The sequence below is a fragment of the Dryocola clanedunensis subsp. sulfonylureivorans genome, assembly GCF_016756775.1.
GTDB lineage: Bacteria > Pseudomonadota > Gammaproteobacteria > Enterobacterales > Enterobacteriaceae > Dryocola > Dryocola clanedunensis.
This window is the reverse complement of sequence record NZ_JAERMU010000003.1, coordinates 110,063-127,206: the sequence shown is the minus strand read 5'-3', so window position 1 is coordinate 127,206 and position 17,144 is coordinate 110,063. Positions and strand designations below refer to the sequence as shown.

The following is a 17,144-nucleotide window of genomic DNA, read 5'->3' as shown; positions in this document are numbered from 1 at the left end:
ATGCAAACAAGCCAAACCACCGAAACCTTGTTGATTAAAACGGTGAAGCCTATCGGTTTTAACGCCGATCTGCCGCCAACGGCAAACGGCTGTGTGGATATTTTGATTGGCAGCGACGGGCTGGTTTTAGAGGTTGCCGCCGAGATCCGTCCCACTGCCGGGGTAAAAGTCATTGAAGGGAATCGATGCTGGCTGTCGCCTGGCTGGACGGATTTACACACCCATATCTGGTACGGCGGCACGGACATTTCGATCAAACCAGAGATTTGCGGCCTGTCGCGCGGAGTCACTACTCTGGTGGATGCTGGTTCCGCTGGCGAAGCGAATTTTCATGGTCTGCGCGAGTTGATTATCGACCACGCCAGGGAAGATATTTTCGCCTTCCTGAACCTTGGGTCGATTGGTCTGGTCGCCTGTAACCGGGTCAGTGAACTGACGGGGCTGGCCTCTGTCGATATCGACCGGATTGCCGCCACGGTAGAAGCGAACCGCGATCTCATCGTCGGGCTGAAAGTGCGTGCCAGCGGCACGATTACCGCCGGCTGGGACATTGCGCCGGTGAAGCTGGCCAAAAAGCTGGGCCGCATTTTCAAACTGCCGATCATGGTGCACGTGGGTGAACCGCTGCCGCTCTATGATGACGTGCTGAGAACGCTGGGCGAAGGCGACATTATTACCCACTGTTTTAACGGCAAGATCGGCGGCTCCATTCTTGAGGATGAAGAGCTTTATCAGCTTGTTGAAGAGTCGCAGCGGCGCGGGATCGTGCTGGATGTCGGCCACGGCGGCGCCTCGTTTTCATTTGATGTGGCCAGGGCTGCCTTAAGCAATAAGCTGCTGCCGGACACCATTTCTACGGATATCCACAAGCGTTCCATGCCGGGTTCCGTCTGGGATATGTCCACCACGATGTCCAAACTTCTTTCATTAGGCATGCCGCTGGAAGACGTTATTGCGGCCTCCAGCACCACGCCGCGCAGAGTGATAAACCGTCCTCATGCTGAAAAACTTCAGTCGGGCATTCGCGCTAACTTCACCGCTTTCGAACTTAACGACTCCGATCTGATCGTCAAAGATTCAAAAGGCATTCCAAGCGCGCTGAAGCAGGTCTTTGATCCACGCTTCACCGTTCTCGGCGCGCATTTTCAGGAGGCCTCTCGTTATCAACCAGCGCAAGCGACGCAGCGCTGCACCTGTGGAGCGCATCCATGAAGCCAAAGCTTGCAGAAGATGTCATTTTGTCGGTCAGAAATTTACAGACGCGGTTCACCAGCAAACGGCAGAGCGTCACCCCTGTTGATGGCGTGACCTTCGATCTGAAACGTGGGCAGACGCTGGCCGTGGTAGGTGAGTCTGGCTCGGGAAAATCGGTGACCAGCCTGTCAATTATGGGCCTGCTGGGAAAGAATGGTCATATTTCGGGCGGAGAGATCCTCTATCGCACCAGCCGGAACGATATTCAGCGCATTGACCAGTTTACGCCCTCTCAATATCAGAAAATCCGCGGCAAAGAGATTGCGATGATTTTTCAGGAGCCGATGACCAGCCTTAATCCGCTGTTTACCGTCGGCGAGCAGATTATGGAGATGATTCTGCTCCACGAGCCTATGTCTAAAGCCCAGGCGCGTCTGAAAGCTATTGAGATGCTGGAAAAGGTGGAAATCCCCGAGCCCGCCACACGGGTTGATGACTACCCGCACAGCATGTCAGGCGGCATGCGTCAACGCGTGATGATTGCTCTTGCCCTCTCCTGCAATCCCGCGCTGCTGATTGCCGATGAACCGACGACCGCGCTGGATGTCACCATCCAGGCACAAATTCTCGATCTGCTAAAGCGTCTGCAAAGTGAGATGGGGATGAGCATCATCTTCATTACGCATAATCTCGGCGTCGTGGCGGAGATAGCCCAGGATGTGGTGGTGATGTACGCCGGGCGGGTTGTGGAACATGCGCCTGTCGCCACGCTATTTGCCCATCCCAGCCATCCTTATACCAAAGGATTACTGGCCTGCACGCCTAATAATCACACCAGCACGGAGACGGAACGTGGGCAGTTATACGCCATTCCCGGCTCAGTACCGGCCCTGAGCGCGCTACCGGCAGGATGTGCCTTCTCGCCGCGCTGTAGCTTCGTCAATAACCAGTGCCTCACTACCCGCCCCGAGCTACGCGCCATCGGCAATAACACCTGGTCACGCTGCATCTGGAGTGAAAGATTATGAGCGAAATTACCGCCGCCCAGCCTGCGCCGCTGCTACAAATTGCCGGGCTGTGCCAGTACTTTAAAACCCAGGACGGACGTACGGTGCACGCCGTGGAAGACCTGACCTTTGATATTAAGCGTGGTCACACCGTCGGGCTGGTTGGCGAATCCGGCTCGGGTAAGACGACCGCAGGGCGCGCCATCTTGCGTCTGCTTGAACCGAGTAAGGGCAAGGTCTTTTTTGACGGCACCGACGTGCTTAGCCTGTCTGCGAAAGAGATGAAGCGCTATCGACAAAAAATGCAGATCATTTTCCAGGATCCTTTTTCCAGTCTGAATCCTCGCATGCGCGTCTCGCAAATCATCGGTGAGGCTCTGAATACCTGCGGCTTCCCAAAAGGCGAAGTCAGAAAAAAACGTATTGCAGAACTGCTGCATCAGGTTGGCTTACAGCCGGAACATGCAGATCGCTACCCTCACGAGTTTTCCGGCGGTCAGCGTCAGCGAATCGGCATTGCCAGAGCCATCGCCGTTGAGCCCAGCTTTATTGTTGCGGATGAGTCCGTATCGGCATTAGACGTTTCCGTGCAGGCCCAGGTTCTCAATCTGCTCGGTGAGCTGCAAAAGTCGCTGGGCTTAACGCTGCTGTTTATCGCCCACGATCTCAGCGTAGTGGAATACCTTTGCGATGAAGTCATCGTTATGTATCTGGGACGGGTTATGGAAAGCGGGCCATGCAGGGAGGTTTATTCAAATCCCCGTCATCCTTACACACAGGCACTTCTGTCAGCAGCCCCTGCTCCCGACCCGACCAGAAAGAAACGGCGCATCGTACTAAAAGGGGATATTCCCAGCCCAATCTCCCCACCGTCAGGCTGCGTCTTCCGCACCCGATGTCCCAGCGCCACCAGCGACTGTGCGAAGGATGTTCCCGCAGCCCGACAGGTCAGTGACGGGCACTGGGTCAGCTGCATTCGTCTTGCTGAACTCACTCACCAGGCTTAATCAGGTAAAGGAAAAAAGATGTCTGACACCACTTTGAACGAAACGCCCTATCACCGTCTTGCTGATTTGGGGATCACGCTGCCGGCCTCTCCCGCGCCCGTGGCCAATTTCAGCTCGCACGTTATTGCCGGCAACTTATTGTTCTTGTCAGGACAGGGGCCTGTACATCCCGATAATACGAAACACCGTGGCAAGGTCGGTCGAGAGGTCACCACTGAAGAGGCCTATCAACACGCAAGGTTAACCGGAATAAATCTTCTCGCCGTGATCCACGAAGCGCTGGGCGATTTAGGCCGCGTGAAGCAGGTGGTGAAACTGCTGGGGATGGTCAATGCGGATCATGAATTTAAAGATCACCCTAAGGTGATCAATGGCTGTTCGGATTTGATGGTCAACGTTTTTGGTAAACAGGGTGTGCATGCCCGCTCGGCCGTCGGGTTTTCCTCATTACCCGATCAGATCACCGTCGAAATAGAAGCGATTGTCGCGTTCGAATAACCCGGAGAAGCAATCAATGAGAGATACCGAACTTGCTCGTGATTTTCACCTCACGCCGGTTATCAACGTTGCAGGCACTATGACCTATCTGGGCGCGTCGATCGTCGTCCCCGAAGCGATTGCGGCAATGCAGCGCATTCTGCCTGAGTTTGTGAAAATGGAGGAGCTGCAACGCTACGCCAGCGGTGTTATCGCGCAGCTTACCGGTGCCGAAGCTGGCTTTATTACCGCATCGAGCGCATCTGCTATTTCTATGGTCGTTGCGGGCTGTCTCACTAAAGATAATCTTCTCGCGGTTGAGAAACTGCCTGATGATTCGCTTACCCGGAACGAAGTTCTTGTTCAGGCAGGCCATCTGGTCAGCTACGGAGCACCGGTTGAGCAGGCTATTCGCCTGACCGGCGCGAAATGCGTCAGCATCGGACAAGCCACGCAGTGTGCCCCCTATCATCTGGAAAACAGTATCAATGAGCGTACGGTGGCTGCGGTGTATGTGGTTTCCCACCACGTGGTGGATCATGGGCAAATTCCGTTAAGCCTTTTCTGCCAGATAGCCCACGCGCGCGGCGTGCCGGTCATCGTGGATGCCGCATCTGAATATGATTTGCAGCGCTTCCTGCGTGAAGGAGCCGATATCGTTATCTATTCGGGACATAAATTCCTCGGCGGTCCGACTTCCGGCATTGTGGCAGGGAGGAAATCGCTGATTCGCCACGCCTGGCTGCAGAACCGCGGTATCGCTCGCGGTATGAAAGTCGGAAAGGAAAGCATTTGCGGCGCAATTGCCGCTTTGCAGGCCTGGCAAACCCGGGATCATCATGCCGTCCGCGAGCGTGAAACCAACATCCTGCGTTTATGGGCCGAGGGGCTTCAGGATCTGCCGGGAATCCACGTCTCGCTCGAAGCCGACCCAACCGACAACCCTCTTGAACGCTGCAAAGTTACCGTTTACCCCGATCGCGCCAGAACTACAGCATGGGATTTAAGCCAGGCGCTTGGCGCCGGCACGCCGTCGGTGATTGTGCGTGACCATATGGCAGAAAAAGGCTACTTTTATCTCGATCCCTGTAATCTTCACCACGGACAGGAGGTTACGGTGCTGAAACGCATAATTGAAGAACTAAACGCTGCCCTGTCGGGGGACAAGCCAGCGATTACCCGGTTTGAGGATCGCCTGATGCAGCGCCAACAAGCGGCCCTGCTTTGGCCAGACTGAGTCACAGCCGCCAGAGAGAGAAGATGAATGAGCGAACAAATGGAAGACCTTTCGCCTAAAAAACGGCCACGCACCAGCGGCATCGATCGCGCGTTACAGGTGCTGGATCTCCTGCAGGAGAAGCAGCAGCCGTTAACCTGCTACGAAATGGCTAAGGCCGCCAAAGCCCCTCTGTCGACTATCTACTCCGTCGTCGAAGATATGGTCAGTAAGCTGATGCTTGAGCGCCAAAAGAATGGCCAGGTCTGGTTCGGGCCGCGCCTCTATTATTACGGCCTCTCCTACAGCCGCCATCTGGATTTACTGACCGTAGCGACGCGGGAGATGGAAAATTTGAGCGAACAGTGCGGAGAGATTATTCAGATCTGCGGGCGGGACGAAGATAAGATGGTGGTGCTGGCGATGGCGGAAGGTCATGACCATTTTCATGTCGCTTCCCGGGTTGGCACCCGGATTCCGTTAAACTGGTCGGCATCCGGACGGTTACTGGTGGGCCATCTCAGTGAGGCTGAGCGGCTGGCGCTGTTTACAGCTTTTGCGCCACCTTCACCAACCGGCCGGGCAGAAACGGACCCGCAGCTGCTGACGCAGAGTGCCAGAACGGCGCTGGAGCAGCGATTATCCATCCAGGCTGGCGAATCTGATTTCTCGGTCGCCTGCATCGCTTCCCCCATTTGTGATACCAGCGGGGCCTGTCAGGCTACGATTTCCATTGTCGTGCCGGCCAGTAAAGTCGATCAAACGGTGCCCGACCTGCGGGCACTGGTACAGCAAAGTGCGACAACCATCGAAATGCGTCTTGGCTGGCAGCCAAAGTGATGCCGCCAGCCCGTCGTGTTACTTGCCGTTCAGCTCGTCGTCCGGCCAGTATTTGTAGCCGTTAACCATGGCCTGGGCCGCAAGGCCTTTTTCGGTTAGCTCGTAAACGGTGACAGGTTTCGGTGCGGTAACGCTGCTCGGTGCCACTGCGCTTGCGGAAGCCCCAACCGCTGGCAGACCTTTATCATCATATTTCGCCGCGGCGTTTGCATCGGCGCCGACAATGTAGCCGTTAGTGATAAAGTCGCTCAACGCTTTGCTGTCGTTGAAGATCAGCACGGTACGCAACTGCTTAACGCCGATACCCAGGCCTGCACCGCCCTGCGCCATCTTCATGTAGGTATTTTTACCCGAACGGAAGTCTTTCACGATCCCGTAGCCGCTGCCAAAACCAAACACAAAAATTTTGCTGCTGTTGCTGGCGAAGACGGCATAGCCCTGAGATTTTTTAATTTCGGCCTGGGCTTCCGGGTGAACCTGATACAGCTTGCTGAGCGTGTCATTACGCATATGCTGAATAGAGGTACGTTGCTGGCTGGCTGTGTCACCTTCGGCACTACAACCAGAGATAGCCAGAACGGCTGCGGCAATAAGAAGTAATTTTTTTAAGCGCATGTGCATCCCATGTCAATAAAATAGCCCGAAAATAAAGCCGGGCTATGAATGATGTAAAAAAGAACGCGCATGCTAGTGGCAAAAGAATTTTGCCGCTGCGTTTATCGTGCTGACCAGGGGATTATTTCATTTAAAATTAAATCAGCGAGCGGTAAGGGACTGTTGGCACAGCCCCTTTTCAGATCAGACCCGCACGTCAATTGCGGAGGACTTTGTTTGCGTATTTACCGGGTCAACGCTATCGAGCTGCTGGGCACGCTGAGCCTCTCGCGCCTGCTTCTGTATCAGATCGGCAAGCTGCTGCTGAAGCATGGCCATTTGCTCCTGCACGCTCTGCTGCTCTTCCTTGCTCATACCTGCGGCATTTTTCTGAATATATTGCGACAGCTCAGCGATCTTGTTAGTGACGATCTTAATTTGTGCCGCAATATTTTCACCGCCGCCAGACGGCGCTGAGAGCTGCCCTATTTTCGCCACGGCGGCGGCGTTACCGGCTGAGCCTACATTCATTTTTTCTCCTTATGTACGGGTGTACGGATCGTTTCCCTGTCTTTATCGGCACGGGATGAGAAAAAATGAGTCTTTCTTCTTCGTCAGTTAGTCCGTTTTCTTACTGCGCCAGTTTGCCCATGGGCTGTCCGCTGATGCCTCCTGCTGCTTTGCGGCCTGCTCTTCTAACGAATCGAGATAAAGCTCTTCCACTTCTTTGCGGGCCCAGGGAGTACGACGCAAAAACTTGAGGCTCGATTTCACGCTTGGGTCGCTTTTGAAGCAGTTGATATTGATTCGCTTTGCCAGCTCCTCCCAGCCATATTGCGCCACCAAAGCATTCAGCAGGGCTTCCAGCGTAACGCCGTGGAGGGGGTCTTTTGAAGAGTGCGTGTTCATTGCGCAGGTCCTGAATTCAGTAAAAATGACGGGCGCCATAGTGAGCGAAATCAACTAACTCCGCAACCCATTCACCGCACTGTTGATTCAGCTGACAAACAGGCTTAGGGTAGCCTTCGGATTCAATTTAAGATAAATGCTGGCGTAAGCAGAGGAAAAGTAATGAAAGCGATAGTCCTTGAGCAGGTGGAAGGTCAAACCCAGGCGACGATAAAACAAGCCGACCTCCCTGCCGCCGCCGCGGGTGAAGTACTGGTTGATGTGGCCTGGTCGAGCCTGAACTATAAAGATGCGCTGGCCATCACCGGCAATGGCAAAATCATTCGCAATTTCCCGATGGTGCCCGGCATCGATTTTGCTGGCGTCGTGAAGCATAGCAACGATGCCCGCTACACCGCAGGACAGGAAGTTGTCTTGACCGGCTGGGGCGTTGGCGAGAACCATTGGGGCGGCCTTGCCGAACAGGCGCAGGTCAAAAGCGACTGGCTGGTTCCTCTGCCGGCAGGGATGAGCTCCCGCAGCGCGATGATTATCGGCACGGCTGGCCTGACCGCTATGCTTTGCGTCATGGCGCTTGAAGACGCGGGTATAACGCCGGAAAGCGGCGAAGTTGTTGTGACCGGAGCCAGCGGCGGCGTGGGGAGTACAGCGGTCGCCCTGCTACACGCCCTTGGCTACAAAGTTGCCGCAGTGACTGGTCGCGAAAGTACCCATGATTATCTGCTGAAACTCGGCGCGTCGCGCATTGTGCCACGCAGCGAGTTTGCCGAAACTCGCCCGCTGGAAAAGCAGATTTGGGCAGGCGCGATAGATACCGTAGGTGGAAACGTGCTGGCTAAGGTTCTTGCTCAAACTAACTATTCCGGCTGTGTCGCGGCCTGTGGCCTTGCCGGTGGTTTCGATCTGCCTACCACCGTGATGCCGTTTATCCTGCGCAATGTGCGTTTGCAGGGTGTGGATTCCGTCAACGCGCCATTCGCGCGCCGCACCGCAGCATGGGAGCGTCTGGCAAACGACCTGCCTGAAAGCTTCTATCAAACTGCCACTACCGAAATCGCGCTGGAAGAGGCTCCAAAAGTTGCCGCTGATTTTCTGAATAACGCCATTCAGGGCAGAACGCTGGTAAAAATTCGCTAAACCATAAAGGATGACAGATGAAAATTGCATCAAGCTGGCTCCTCTCGCTGTCGCTTATTGCCAGCGGCAGCGTGCTGGCCGCTGAGACGAAACTTCCCGCCCCGTTAGAGGCGCTGCAAAAGCAGGGTTTTGTGCTGAAAGGTGAGTTTAAAGCGCCGGGCGACCTTCAGGGCTATGCCATGGAGTACCAGGGGCAAGGGACCACCGTATATCTGACCCCGGACAAGCAGCATGCCATCATGGGGAATATGGTGGATGCGGGCGGCAAGAATCTTAGCGATGCTCAGGTCGAGAAGTGGGTCTACGCGCCGATGGCCAAAGAGATGTGGCAGAAGCTTGAGAAAAATCACTGGATAGCCGCCGGGAGAGCCGACGCACCGCGGATTGTTTATGCCTTTGCCGATCCCTACTGCCCGTACTGTACGCAGTTCTGGCAAAACGCCCAGCCGTGGCTTAAGTCCGGCAAGGTGCAGCTGCGGGTGCTGATGGTTGGAATGCTGCGCCCGGACAGCGCGCAGAAAGCAGCGGCGATCATGATGGCGAAAGATCCGGCCAAAACGCTGGCGGATTATGAAAACAGCCAGGGGAAGCTGGCGCTGAAAAAACCGGATGCCATCACGCCGGAAATCAATGAGGCGCTGAAAAGCAATCTGGCTCTGATGGATGAATTAGGAGGCAGCGCGACGCCATCTATCTATTATCTGAATGATAACGGCCGTCTTCAGCAGCATCAGGGGCTGCCTGACGCCGAAACGCTGCAAACGATTATGGGCGGCAAGCCGTAATTGTAGCTCTGATGACGCTGCGGACTTGTCGTATCGGGTGGATAAGCGCAGCGTCAGCCACTCTTTAGCTTCAGAGATTCAGAAGACGAAAACAGGTTTGCAGCGTCTGCCCGGCGCTGCAAACTCCCGCAAGGCTTCACGCCACTCCTCCAGCGCAAACAAACTGACTTCCGGCAGCTGACTTTTGGCTAGTAATGACCATAGCTCTACAAACCACCGTTGCCAGATTTCCGGGGCCGTCATCGCCAGAGTATCGCGTAGATGAAAGTGCTGGGGGTTAATGAGGCTGGTCTTCAGCTGATAAGGCTGCCCGCTCAGCAATCCATAGGAAATAAACGCAGCATTTACCGACAGATGCTGCAACAGCGTTGTCGCCAGCTCGCCGCCCACGGCATCAAAAATAACATCCGCATGACGCGCCGTCTCTTTCAGAACGGAAACCTCATTAATGCTTACTGGGGTAACGCCGTTCTGCTCCAGTGCTGCTATCTGATTTTGCGAGCGATGCACGCCAAAAATCCTTTGCGCCCCCTGCCCTCTGGCCCACTGTGCCAGCAGACCAGCACAGGAAGAATTTGCCGCGGTCAGCAGCACCGTTTTCCCCCGCACCGGCCACTTCTTTAACATGACGTAGGCAGCCAGCGGATTGATATAGCCACGAGCAGCAAGTAAATCAGGCGTTTCATCAGGCACGGGCACCGCTAACGCTGGCTCACAGTCTACAAACTGCTGCCAGGTTCCCTCTCCCCGCAAGGGCAAAACGCGTTGCCCAATAAGCGCTGGATTGTCGGCCTCGACTACGACGCCTACGCCTTCATATCCCGCAACCTTCGGTGGAACAACCCGATGTCGATAGGCACCGGTAACAGGGATAAGATCGGAAGGATTGACCGGGGAATAGCGCATTTTCACTCGCAGCATGCCCGGCTTACGCGCAGCTAGCGTGCGATGTTCCAGCGTCAAAACGTCTTCGGGGTGCCCAAACTGGCGAAACCAGAGCGCGGCGTTTTCCATGTGAAAGGGCCTGTCAGACAAAATGACAGGCACTATATCACGCGCGCTTAACGCGTTTTAACCGGCGATTCGTCATGATGTATCGGATGACGCTTCGCTTACCTGGCTACAGCACGATATTAAATCTTAGCCAGCGCTGCGCGCATGCCCAGGCTGCGGATCTGCTGGAGGTTTTCAGCCACCTTGGCGACCAGGCCCGGCACCTGCGTTAAGTCCAGTTCCCAATGCGCGCTGTCACTTAACACTTCCTGCACGAGCTGTTGTTCATCGATTTGCCGATCGTGGAGCCGTGTCCACAATTGCTGATAGCGCACGAGCCAGTGCTGCTCATCCTGTAAAGGGTAGCTTTCACTGCTGCGTTCGCCCTGATAAAAGGCAATCAACGCCGCCAGTGCAAAAGTCAGTCGTGGCGGCAGTTTCCCGGTTACCTGCTGCGCGGCCAGAAGCTGCGGCAAAATACGGGTGCGGAATTTGCTCATGCCGTTAAGGGAAATCGACAGCAGCTGATGCTGAATGTAAGGGTTGCGGAAACGGCTGGTGACCGCTTCGGCAAAGGAGAGCAGCTCCTCACGCGGCAGATCCAGCACCGGGATAATCTCCTCGGCGATCGTTTTCTCGACAAAGTTACAAATATCGCCGTCACTCATCGCTTCACCGACGGTGTTCAGCCCGGCAAGGTATGCCACCGGCACCAGCGCGGTATGGGCACCATTGAGAATGGCAACTTTGCGGGCTTTATAGGGCCTGATGTCGTCTACGATAGAGACATTGAGCGGCAGCTGGTCCAGACGCAGCTCTTTTGCAAGCCACTGCGGCCCCTGGATAACAAACAGATAGAAATGTTCGGCGGTGGCGATGAACGCATCTTTATAGCCAAGATCCTGCTCGATCGCTGCGGCTTCGTCACGCGGGTAGCCCGTTACGATGCGATCTACCAGCGTTGAGCAGAAAGTGTTTGCCTCATTTAACCAGTTGATAAAGGCCGCCGGCAGCGCCCACTCCTGCGCATATCGCAGCACCAGCTCTTGCAGCGCCGTGCCGTTATAATCAATAAGTTCGCAAGGGATGATGACCCAACCTTTGTCGGCCGCACCGTCGAAATGGTTAAAGCGCTCGAACAGCAGGCGCGTCAATTTAGCCGGGTAGCTTGCCGCTGGCGCATCGGTAAATTTGTCGCCCGCACGGTAACTGATACCCGCTTCGGTCGTGTTCGAAAATACAAAGCGAATGTCAGGATTGTGCGCCAGCTTCAGATAAGTTTCATAGTCCTGGTACACGTTAATTTCACGGTTAACGGAGCGAATCAAACGGGCGTCACTGATGGCCTCGCCCTGCTCATTCAGGCCGCGGATAACCGTGGTATATAACCCATCCTGTACAGAGAGCGACGGTGGGAACGCACTGTCAATTGGGCGAATGATTTCGATGCCGGCGTTAAGATCGGTATGTTCGTTAAGCAGGTCTATCTGCCAGTCTATAAAGGCCCGTAAAAAATTGCCTTCACCAAACTGAATGATACGGGTGGGATATTGCGGGCCTGGAAAATCATGGCGATTCAGCGTCTTCACTATGGGCTCCTTCGTTAGCAGCGGATAAGCGATCGGAAAGTTCGCCAAAGCTAACAGAAGCCATAAGCCCGAAACCTTGTTTTGATCAAAACAAAGTTATTATACCAATATTTTATTTCCGAAAGGAGATGTGTGACAGGTTTGAAAGTCTCCCGACGTGAACCATCGGGAGAAAGCGAACTTAGCCCAGCAGCTTACCTTTTAAAAGGTTTAAACCCGCAGAGACGAGATCGTTATCATGTGGCGTTTCGCCATCTGGCGTGAGCAGATCGACGATTTGCGGCAGTGACTGCGCCAGCAAGGTGGTCGCCATAGCAGGGGTAATCCCCGTCTCTGCTGCCAGCTTTTTTAGCTCCTCGAGGCCAAAGACCTGTTGTACCTGGTCCTCATTGATAGCGGCATTGGACTCCTTGCCCAGCCACGAGGAAAGGACATCGCCCAGGCCAGCCTGGCTAAATTTAGTCACCAGAGCGCTGATGCCACCCTGCTGTTCCAGCCAGGCCAAAACAGATTTAATATTTTCAGGTTTGAGAAGATTTTTACCAACCATTCCCATTACGTTATCAAATAAGCTCATAAACGTCCTTATTAGCGGTGGGTTAAAATCACTGTGCTGGAATAATCAAAACCTGACCTGGATAAATTTTATCAGGGTGAGAAAGCATTGGCTTATTCGCTTCAAAAATTTTCATATAGCTGCCGGCATGGCCATAAACATGTGCAGCGATGCTGCTGAGATTGTCCCCGGCTTTAACGGTATAAAACGTTGCGCTACCAGGGCCTTCCGCTGTGGCCATTTTGTCAATAACCGAGGACACACCGGCAATGTTACCTACGGCGACCAGAATTTTATCCTTCTGAGCGGCAGTGATGTTTTCACCTGATACAGTCGCTTCGCCCTCATCGGAAATTTGCACGGAAACACCTTCTGCCCCCTCAATCCCCAGGTCAGTAATATGTTTCTGAACGGCATCCTCACGTTCGCTTTTATCCGTAACCGAATTCCAGATTTTCGCGCCAGCGTCTTTAATTAATCCAAATAAATCCATTTTAATTTCCCTTATAATTTGTCGTGTTAAAGACGAGGGATTGTATCTACCCACAATGAATTTACCAGTGACGGGGTCTTTTTTAAGACATTACCTGCATTATCAGGTCAGAGATGCTTGTAATAAAAGGTGGTTGAGCAGAACGTCCCATCAGGCATCAGAGCGAATTTTGGCAGGTCACCTACTCGCAGCCACCCGAGATTTTGGTATAACAACTCGGCATGGCTGCCGGTTGCCGTATCAAGGACCAGTACGGTCTTACCAGCCTCCAGCGCGACAACTTCAAGCTGCTGCATCAGTTTTTGCGCAATTCCACGACGCCTGGCTCGCGGATGAACCAGCATTTTGGCTACGTCTGCTCTGTGCGGTTGGTTTTCTGGCTGGTCTGTCAGCAGCTGGACGGTTCCTGCTATCTGCTGGTGCTCATCTTCAGCAACCAGAACAATACGTTCGTTATTGCCCACGCTGTTCGCCACTTTCTGCCAGAACTCTGTGGCTTTTTGCACCGACAGTGGGTGCATAAAACTGACTGACGCTCCGCCCGCCACGCAGTCAATGAGCACCTCATTGAGCTGAGAGATACGGGCGTCAAACTCGGAGAAAGGCAGAGCACGAATGAGCAGATCGGTCATCAGAATAACTCTTTTAAACAAAGGTAATAAGTTATCTTAATGAGCAAAATACCGGCGTCAATCCCGCCACCTATAGGAAAAACTTATCGGCTGGCGACTACCGTAATTGATTAAATTTATCTCTCAAAACATTCAGTAGCGCATAACGCTTACGATATTCTGAACGTTTCTTACTGGCAATTATATTTATATCTTTCCGCTCAAGTGAAAGAGGCAAAAGAAAAAGATGCTCATTATATTTTACGCCACCAATAGATCCCCAAAACTCATTATAACTGGCGTGAAATTTTTTGCTTTTACTCATTCTGTAACGCAAACCGCGAAAAACATGACTGCGATCGCTGACGCCATAGATAATTTTAATATTCTGCCGTTCCGCCAATAGCCAAAGCGTCTCCATTAACAAACGTTTTGGGAAAAGACCATAACAGGCTTTAGTCGCCATTTTAATTGCTTCATGGGGTACGTTACGCCGTGCGCCTTGCAGGCCACCAATGACGATCGCCTGCTGCTGCTGGCTATGCGTGGCGCAAAAAGTGACGGAAGCCAGAGGCGTTCCCTCCACCTCTAACCAGAGCGTGCATTCGCCTTCTCGTTCGGCACCACCGGCGCTGCTGGCACTGACGATCACAGCCTCGCCGTCTTTGCCCGTCAGATGAATCAGAGGTGTTTTCTCCGCCGACAGCAGGGCCTGACCAAGATGCTGGCCACATAGTCTGTCGATAAATTCATAGTGGTAAGTGATAGCGTCAACCCGTGAAGCCGTATTCAGACCGAGATGTAAATAATGCCGGTGGATTTTGCTCGGCAATGTTTTTTGCGCTGACAGCAGCGTCGAAAAATACTGATGCCGCGTCAGAATGTTAAGATAACGCAGCGTCTGACGAGGAGCCAAAAAAGTGCGAAATAAATATTTAAGACGATATTTTTTTTGCTGCCAAATCGCAGCCGGAGCAATACCACCACTTATTAACGCCATTAACGTTGCAAGCCCTGCGTTATTTTTTCGCAGCACTTCATGATTTTCAAGAATGGTCATACGCTTCCGCCTCGCTTTAACACTGTTTATTCAACAGGCAAAGTGTAGGTTGGGAAATGTATACCAAATAACAACAAGAGATTAAAAACCCGCTAGCTCACGGGTTTTTAAATATGTCTATAAACGGAAGCTTAACGAATTTGTTTTAATTTGTGCTCGGCTTTTACCTGATACATCTGCTGGTCAGCATGCTGAATGATGTCTGCCATCGTGGCATGTTCCAGCTCATTGTATTGAACCAGGCCAACCGAGTAGTTAAGCGTCCATGGGTTGCCGGAGTGACGGTTAAAGTCGGCAACCTGCTCACTGAGATACTCCAGCGCAATGAACGCCCCAGCCTCTTCGGTATCAAGGAAGATAATCACGAATTCATCGCCCCCAGGGCGAGAGAGGACGTCAGTATCCCGGAACGCCGCCTTCATCAGGTTGGCCATGGCTATCAGCGCTCTGTCGCCCTCTTCGTGGCCCCAGGTGTCATTGATTTGCTTGAAACCATCAAGATCGATAAATGCCACGCTTAACGGCTCGCCCCGGCGCTGTGAAGAGACAAGGGAGTAATCCGCGAGCAGTTTGATACCCCGGCGATTCAGCAGGCCGGTCAGCTCATCCGATGAGGCCGCGTCGAGCACGGCAAACTCATCCTCAACAATGGCGGCCAGATCTTTAAGTGCCACTAATTCCTGGGGGGTAAACTCGCGGGGCTTATGATCAATAAGACAAAAGGTCCCGGCCGTAGCGCCATCAGGAAGCATGACCGGACAGCCCGCATAAAAGCGAACGTAAGGCTCTTGCGTCACGTTCGAATTGTCGTAAAAGCGTGCATCTTTTGACGCATCCTGAACAATAAGCGGATCCGGGCTGAGTATCGCATGGCCGCAAAAAGAGTCCTCACGCGGCACATATCGAGGTGGGGAGAAACCATCGCAGGATTTCACGTACAGCCGATCTTCGTCAGCCAGCGTGACCATGGCAATCGGTACGTCAAAGACCTGCCTTGCAAGGCGGGTCAGACGGTCAAAGCGCTCATCTTGCCCCGATCTTAATAAGCCGGAAGCATGTACGGAGCGTAAACGTGTTTCCTCATCTGGGGGGAATGTGGGGATTTTTTTCGCCATAACTGCATTTTCCCTGGGGATATTATTCATTCGAGACAGACTATACCCGAACTAGGGGGCAGACTGAAACGAGGAGGCCATTTCCGAAGCATCCGCAGCGGTAGCACTGGTCTGGTTACGGCCATTTCTCTTAGAAGTATAGAGATTTCTGTCCGCTTCATGGATGAGTTCATTAAAAATATCTACCACGGGTTTGTGCGTAAGTTTAGCCGTAGCAAGCCCAACACTGACGGTAATAAATAAACTTTCCTGCTGATAGCGAAATGAATTTAGCTCAATGCTTTTTCGCACCATTTCCGCCAGCCCATAGCCCTGAGCTTCATCCGCAACGCTTACCACCACGACAAATTCCTCGCCCCCCATTCTGGCGACTAATCCTTTTTGCCCCACGGCCTGCCTGAGTTTTAGCGCAAAGGAAGTCAGAACGATATCCCCGCATTCATGGCCATAGTTATCGTTAATTCGTTTGAAAAAGTCGATATCCAGCAGCATGACACAAAGGAGTGGCCGATCTTTCCCACCCAATAAGCGGCCTTCCTTTTTCAGCTTTTCAAACAAACCTGAACGGGAATAGACCCCGGTCAGGTAGTCGAAATCGGCACGCAGCGCAGTCTGTTTGATCAGCTGGTTAATGGCATCAACGCTGACAGAGACAATCAGCGGGCATATCACAATAGTGGCAATCCCCAACCTTGCTGAGAACATTTGGCCCACCAGCAGCGTGTGGTCAGCGTGGATATTAATCACCGAACTGGCGACCAGGATAATCTCGGTCGCGCCGGTAAGCAGCGTCACCAGGGCAGTAATGGCTAACGGGTAACGTATGGCACACCAGATCAGGGCCGGTAAGGGAAAGGCAAGGCTTCCAGCACCACCAATTATCACCGATGCAAACAAAGAGATCACAATCCCCAGCAGCGGATAGAGTCGGGATAACCTGAACGGCGGCAGCTTCTCCCAGTCCGGCCATTTTGCCGACAGCAGACAGGGAAGCATCAGGACGCCGGTCGAGAATTGTTCACTGACCCAGTCGGCATACAGGGGGATGAGTTTTGCGTAGTCATTGATGTTATCAATTGAACCTACCGCACCGACCAGCGAACATAATAACGCACCAATAAGGCTGAAATGAAATATATTAAAAGCATTTATTGCCCAGTTATTTTCACTTTGCTGAGAAGAATAGCGGAGCAATAATTTTGCTACAGTAATAATAAAGACCATATTTGAAAAGTTGATGACTATCGACATCCAGCCCCAGGACGCGGTGAAGGCATCATAAACAATCATCGCGCTATAGCATAAGAAGTAGTAAAGGGGCCGGTTAAGAAAGGGGTTGCGGACAAATACTGCCGCCAGCACTGCGTTCAGCGGCCAGAAGAGGGACAGCTCATCCACCAGGCGCAGGGCCGCACCAAAAAAATAAAAAAGTGTGGTGATGACAAATATACCAACAGCGTTGGCAAGGGTATTATTGTCGGAGAAAATCGCGATCTTTTTCTGACTAGCAAAGCGTTTCAGATTCATATGTCTGCATGCACAGGCCCGGTAAATAATACCA

19 protein-coding genes are annotated in these 17,144 nt (G+C 53.0%); 8 read left to right on the top strand and 11 right to left on the bottom strand.

All coding sequences use genetic code 11. The annotated features are described in order from the left end of the window. Genes HYQ67_RS04100 through HYQ67_RS04075 form a run of 6 tightly spaced genes read left to right on the top strand, consistent with a single transcriptional unit; the run spans position 1 to position 5,741 of the window. Positions 1-1,212 carry an amidohydrolase/deacetylase family metallohydrolase gene (locus tag HYQ67_RS04100; protein ID WP_202301720.1) on the top strand — a complete coding sequence of 404 codons (1,212 nt, stop codon included), beginning with the start codon at positions 1-3 and terminating at the stop codon, positions 1,210-1,212. Then, the gene (locus HYQ67_RS04095) at positions 1,209-2,222 is read left to right on the top strand and encodes an ABC transporter ATP-binding protein (RefSeq protein WP_237391082.1); all 1,014 of its coding nucleotides are present in this window, start codon (positions 1,209-1,211) and stop codon (positions 2,220-2,222) included. The genes HYQ67_RS04100 and HYQ67_RS04095 overlap by 4 nt, the downstream gene beginning before the upstream one ends. Next, positions 2,219-3,208: an ABC transporter ATP-binding protein gene (locus HYQ67_RS04090; protein ID WP_202301719.1), complete on the top strand. Its 990-nt coding sequence runs from the start codon at positions 2,219-2,221 to the stop codon at positions 3,206-3,208. Before HYQ67_RS04095 ends, HYQ67_RS04090 begins: the two co-directional genes overlap by 4 nt. 18 nt (positions 3,209-3,226) lie before the next feature. After that, positions 3,227-3,706, top strand: coding sequence for a RidA family protein (locus tag HYQ67_RS04085; protein ID WP_202301718.1), 480 nt, complete (start codon positions 3,227-3,229; stop codon positions 3,704-3,706). A 16-nt stretch (positions 3,707-3,722) separates the two neighbouring features. After that, positions 3,723-4,922: an aminotransferase class V-fold PLP-dependent enzyme gene (locus HYQ67_RS04080; protein WP_202301717.1), complete on the top strand. Its 1,200-nt coding sequence runs from the start codon at positions 3,723-3,725 to the stop codon at positions 4,920-4,922. A 27-nt stretch (positions 4,923-4,949) separates the two neighbouring features. Beyond that, entirely contained in the window at positions 4,950-5,741 is a 792-nt protein-coding gene (locus HYQ67_RS04075) for an IclR family transcriptional regulator (RefSeq protein WP_202301716.1), read from the top strand. 18 nt (positions 5,742-5,759) lie between these two features. On the opposite strand, the gene HYQ67_RS04070 is transcribed toward HYQ67_RS04075, so the two are convergent. From HYQ67_RS04070 to HYQ67_RS04060, 3 genes are all read right to left on the bottom strand, one after another. Further along, positions 5,760-6,356 (bottom strand): lipid-binding SYLF domain-containing protein, encoded by a 597-nt coding sequence (locus HYQ67_RS04070; RefSeq protein WP_202301714.1) that lies wholly within the window; start codon positions 6,354-6,356, stop codon positions 5,760-5,762. A gap of 183 nt (positions 6,357-6,539) precedes the next feature. Next, on the bottom strand, positions 6,540-6,866 hold the full coding sequence (locus HYQ67_RS04065; RefSeq protein ID WP_202301712.1) for a hypothetical protein: 327 nt from the start codon (positions 6,864-6,866) through the stop codon (positions 6,540-6,542). A gap of 87 nt (positions 6,867-6,953) precedes the next feature. After that, on the bottom strand, positions 6,954-7,244 hold the full coding sequence (locus HYQ67_RS04060; RefSeq protein ID WP_202301710.1) for a VF530 family protein: 291 nt from the start codon (positions 7,242-7,244) through the stop codon (positions 6,954-6,956). 162 nt (positions 7,245-7,406) lie between these two features. On the opposite strand from HYQ67_RS04060, the gene acuI reads away from it, so the two are divergent. Both acuI and dsbG read left to right on the top strand, forming a co-directional pair. Beyond that, entirely contained in the window at positions 7,407-8,381 is a 975-nt protein-coding gene (acuI, locus tag HYQ67_RS04055) for an acrylyl-CoA reductase (NADPH) (RefSeq protein ID WP_202301708.1), read from the top strand. Between the two features lie 17 nt (positions 8,382-8,398). Then, a complete protein-coding gene (gene dsbG / locus HYQ67_RS04050; RefSeq protein WP_202301706.1) occupies positions 8,399-9,166 on the top strand; it encodes a thiol:disulfide interchange protein DsbG in 768 nt (255 codons plus the stop codon). Between the two features lie 78 nt (positions 9,167-9,244). Here dsbG and HYQ67_RS04045 read toward each other — a convergent pair whose 3' ends face one another. The 8 genes from HYQ67_RS04045 to HYQ67_RS04010 form a co-directional block, all read right to left on the bottom strand. Further along, positions 9,245-10,180 (bottom strand): zinc-dependent alcohol dehydrogenase family protein, encoded by a 936-nt coding sequence (locus tag HYQ67_RS04045; protein WP_202301704.1) that lies wholly within the window; start codon positions 10,178-10,180, stop codon positions 9,245-9,247. Between the two features lie 119 nt (positions 10,181-10,299). Next, the gene (locus HYQ67_RS04040) at positions 10,300-11,748 is read right to left on the bottom strand and encodes a tagaturonate reductase (RefSeq protein WP_202301702.1); all 1,449 of its coding nucleotides are present in this window, start codon (positions 11,746-11,748) and stop codon (positions 10,300-10,302) included. Positions 11,749-11,929: 181 nt separating this feature from the next. Further along, a complete protein-coding gene (locus tag HYQ67_RS04035; RefSeq protein ID WP_202301700.1) occupies positions 11,930-12,325 on the bottom strand; it encodes a YidB family protein in 396 nt (131 codons plus the stop codon). A gap of 28 nt (positions 12,326-12,353) precedes the next feature. Further along, positions 12,354-12,797, bottom strand: coding sequence for a peptidoglycan-binding protein LysM (gene lysM / locus HYQ67_RS04030; RefSeq protein ID WP_202301698.1), 444 nt, complete (start codon positions 12,795-12,797; stop codon positions 12,354-12,356). A gap of 107 nt (positions 12,798-12,904) precedes the next feature. Beyond that, positions 12,905-13,429: a GNAT family N-acetyltransferase gene (locus HYQ67_RS04025; protein ID WP_202301696.1), complete on the bottom strand. Its 525-nt coding sequence runs from the start codon at positions 13,427-13,429 to the stop codon at positions 12,905-12,907. Positions 13,430-13,526: 97 nt separating this feature from the next. Further along, positions 13,527-14,468, bottom strand: a complete 942-nt coding sequence (locus HYQ67_RS04020; RefSeq protein ID WP_202301694.1) for a VirK/YbjX family protein — start codon at positions 14,466-14,468, stop codon at positions 13,527-13,529. A gap of 131 nt (positions 14,469-14,599) precedes the next feature. Further along, on the bottom strand, positions 14,600-15,583 hold the full coding sequence (locus tag HYQ67_RS04015; RefSeq protein WP_202301692.1) for a sensor domain-containing diguanylate cyclase: 984 nt from the start codon (positions 15,581-15,583) through the stop codon (positions 14,600-14,602). Positions 15,584-15,634: 51 nt separating this feature from the next. Beyond that, positions 15,635-17,110 carry a GGDEF domain-containing protein gene (locus tag HYQ67_RS04010; protein WP_202301690.1) on the bottom strand — a complete coding sequence of 492 codons (1,476 nt, stop codon included), beginning with the start codon at positions 17,108-17,110 and terminating at the stop codon, positions 15,635-15,637. Positions 17,111-17,144 lie beyond the last annotated feature (34 nt).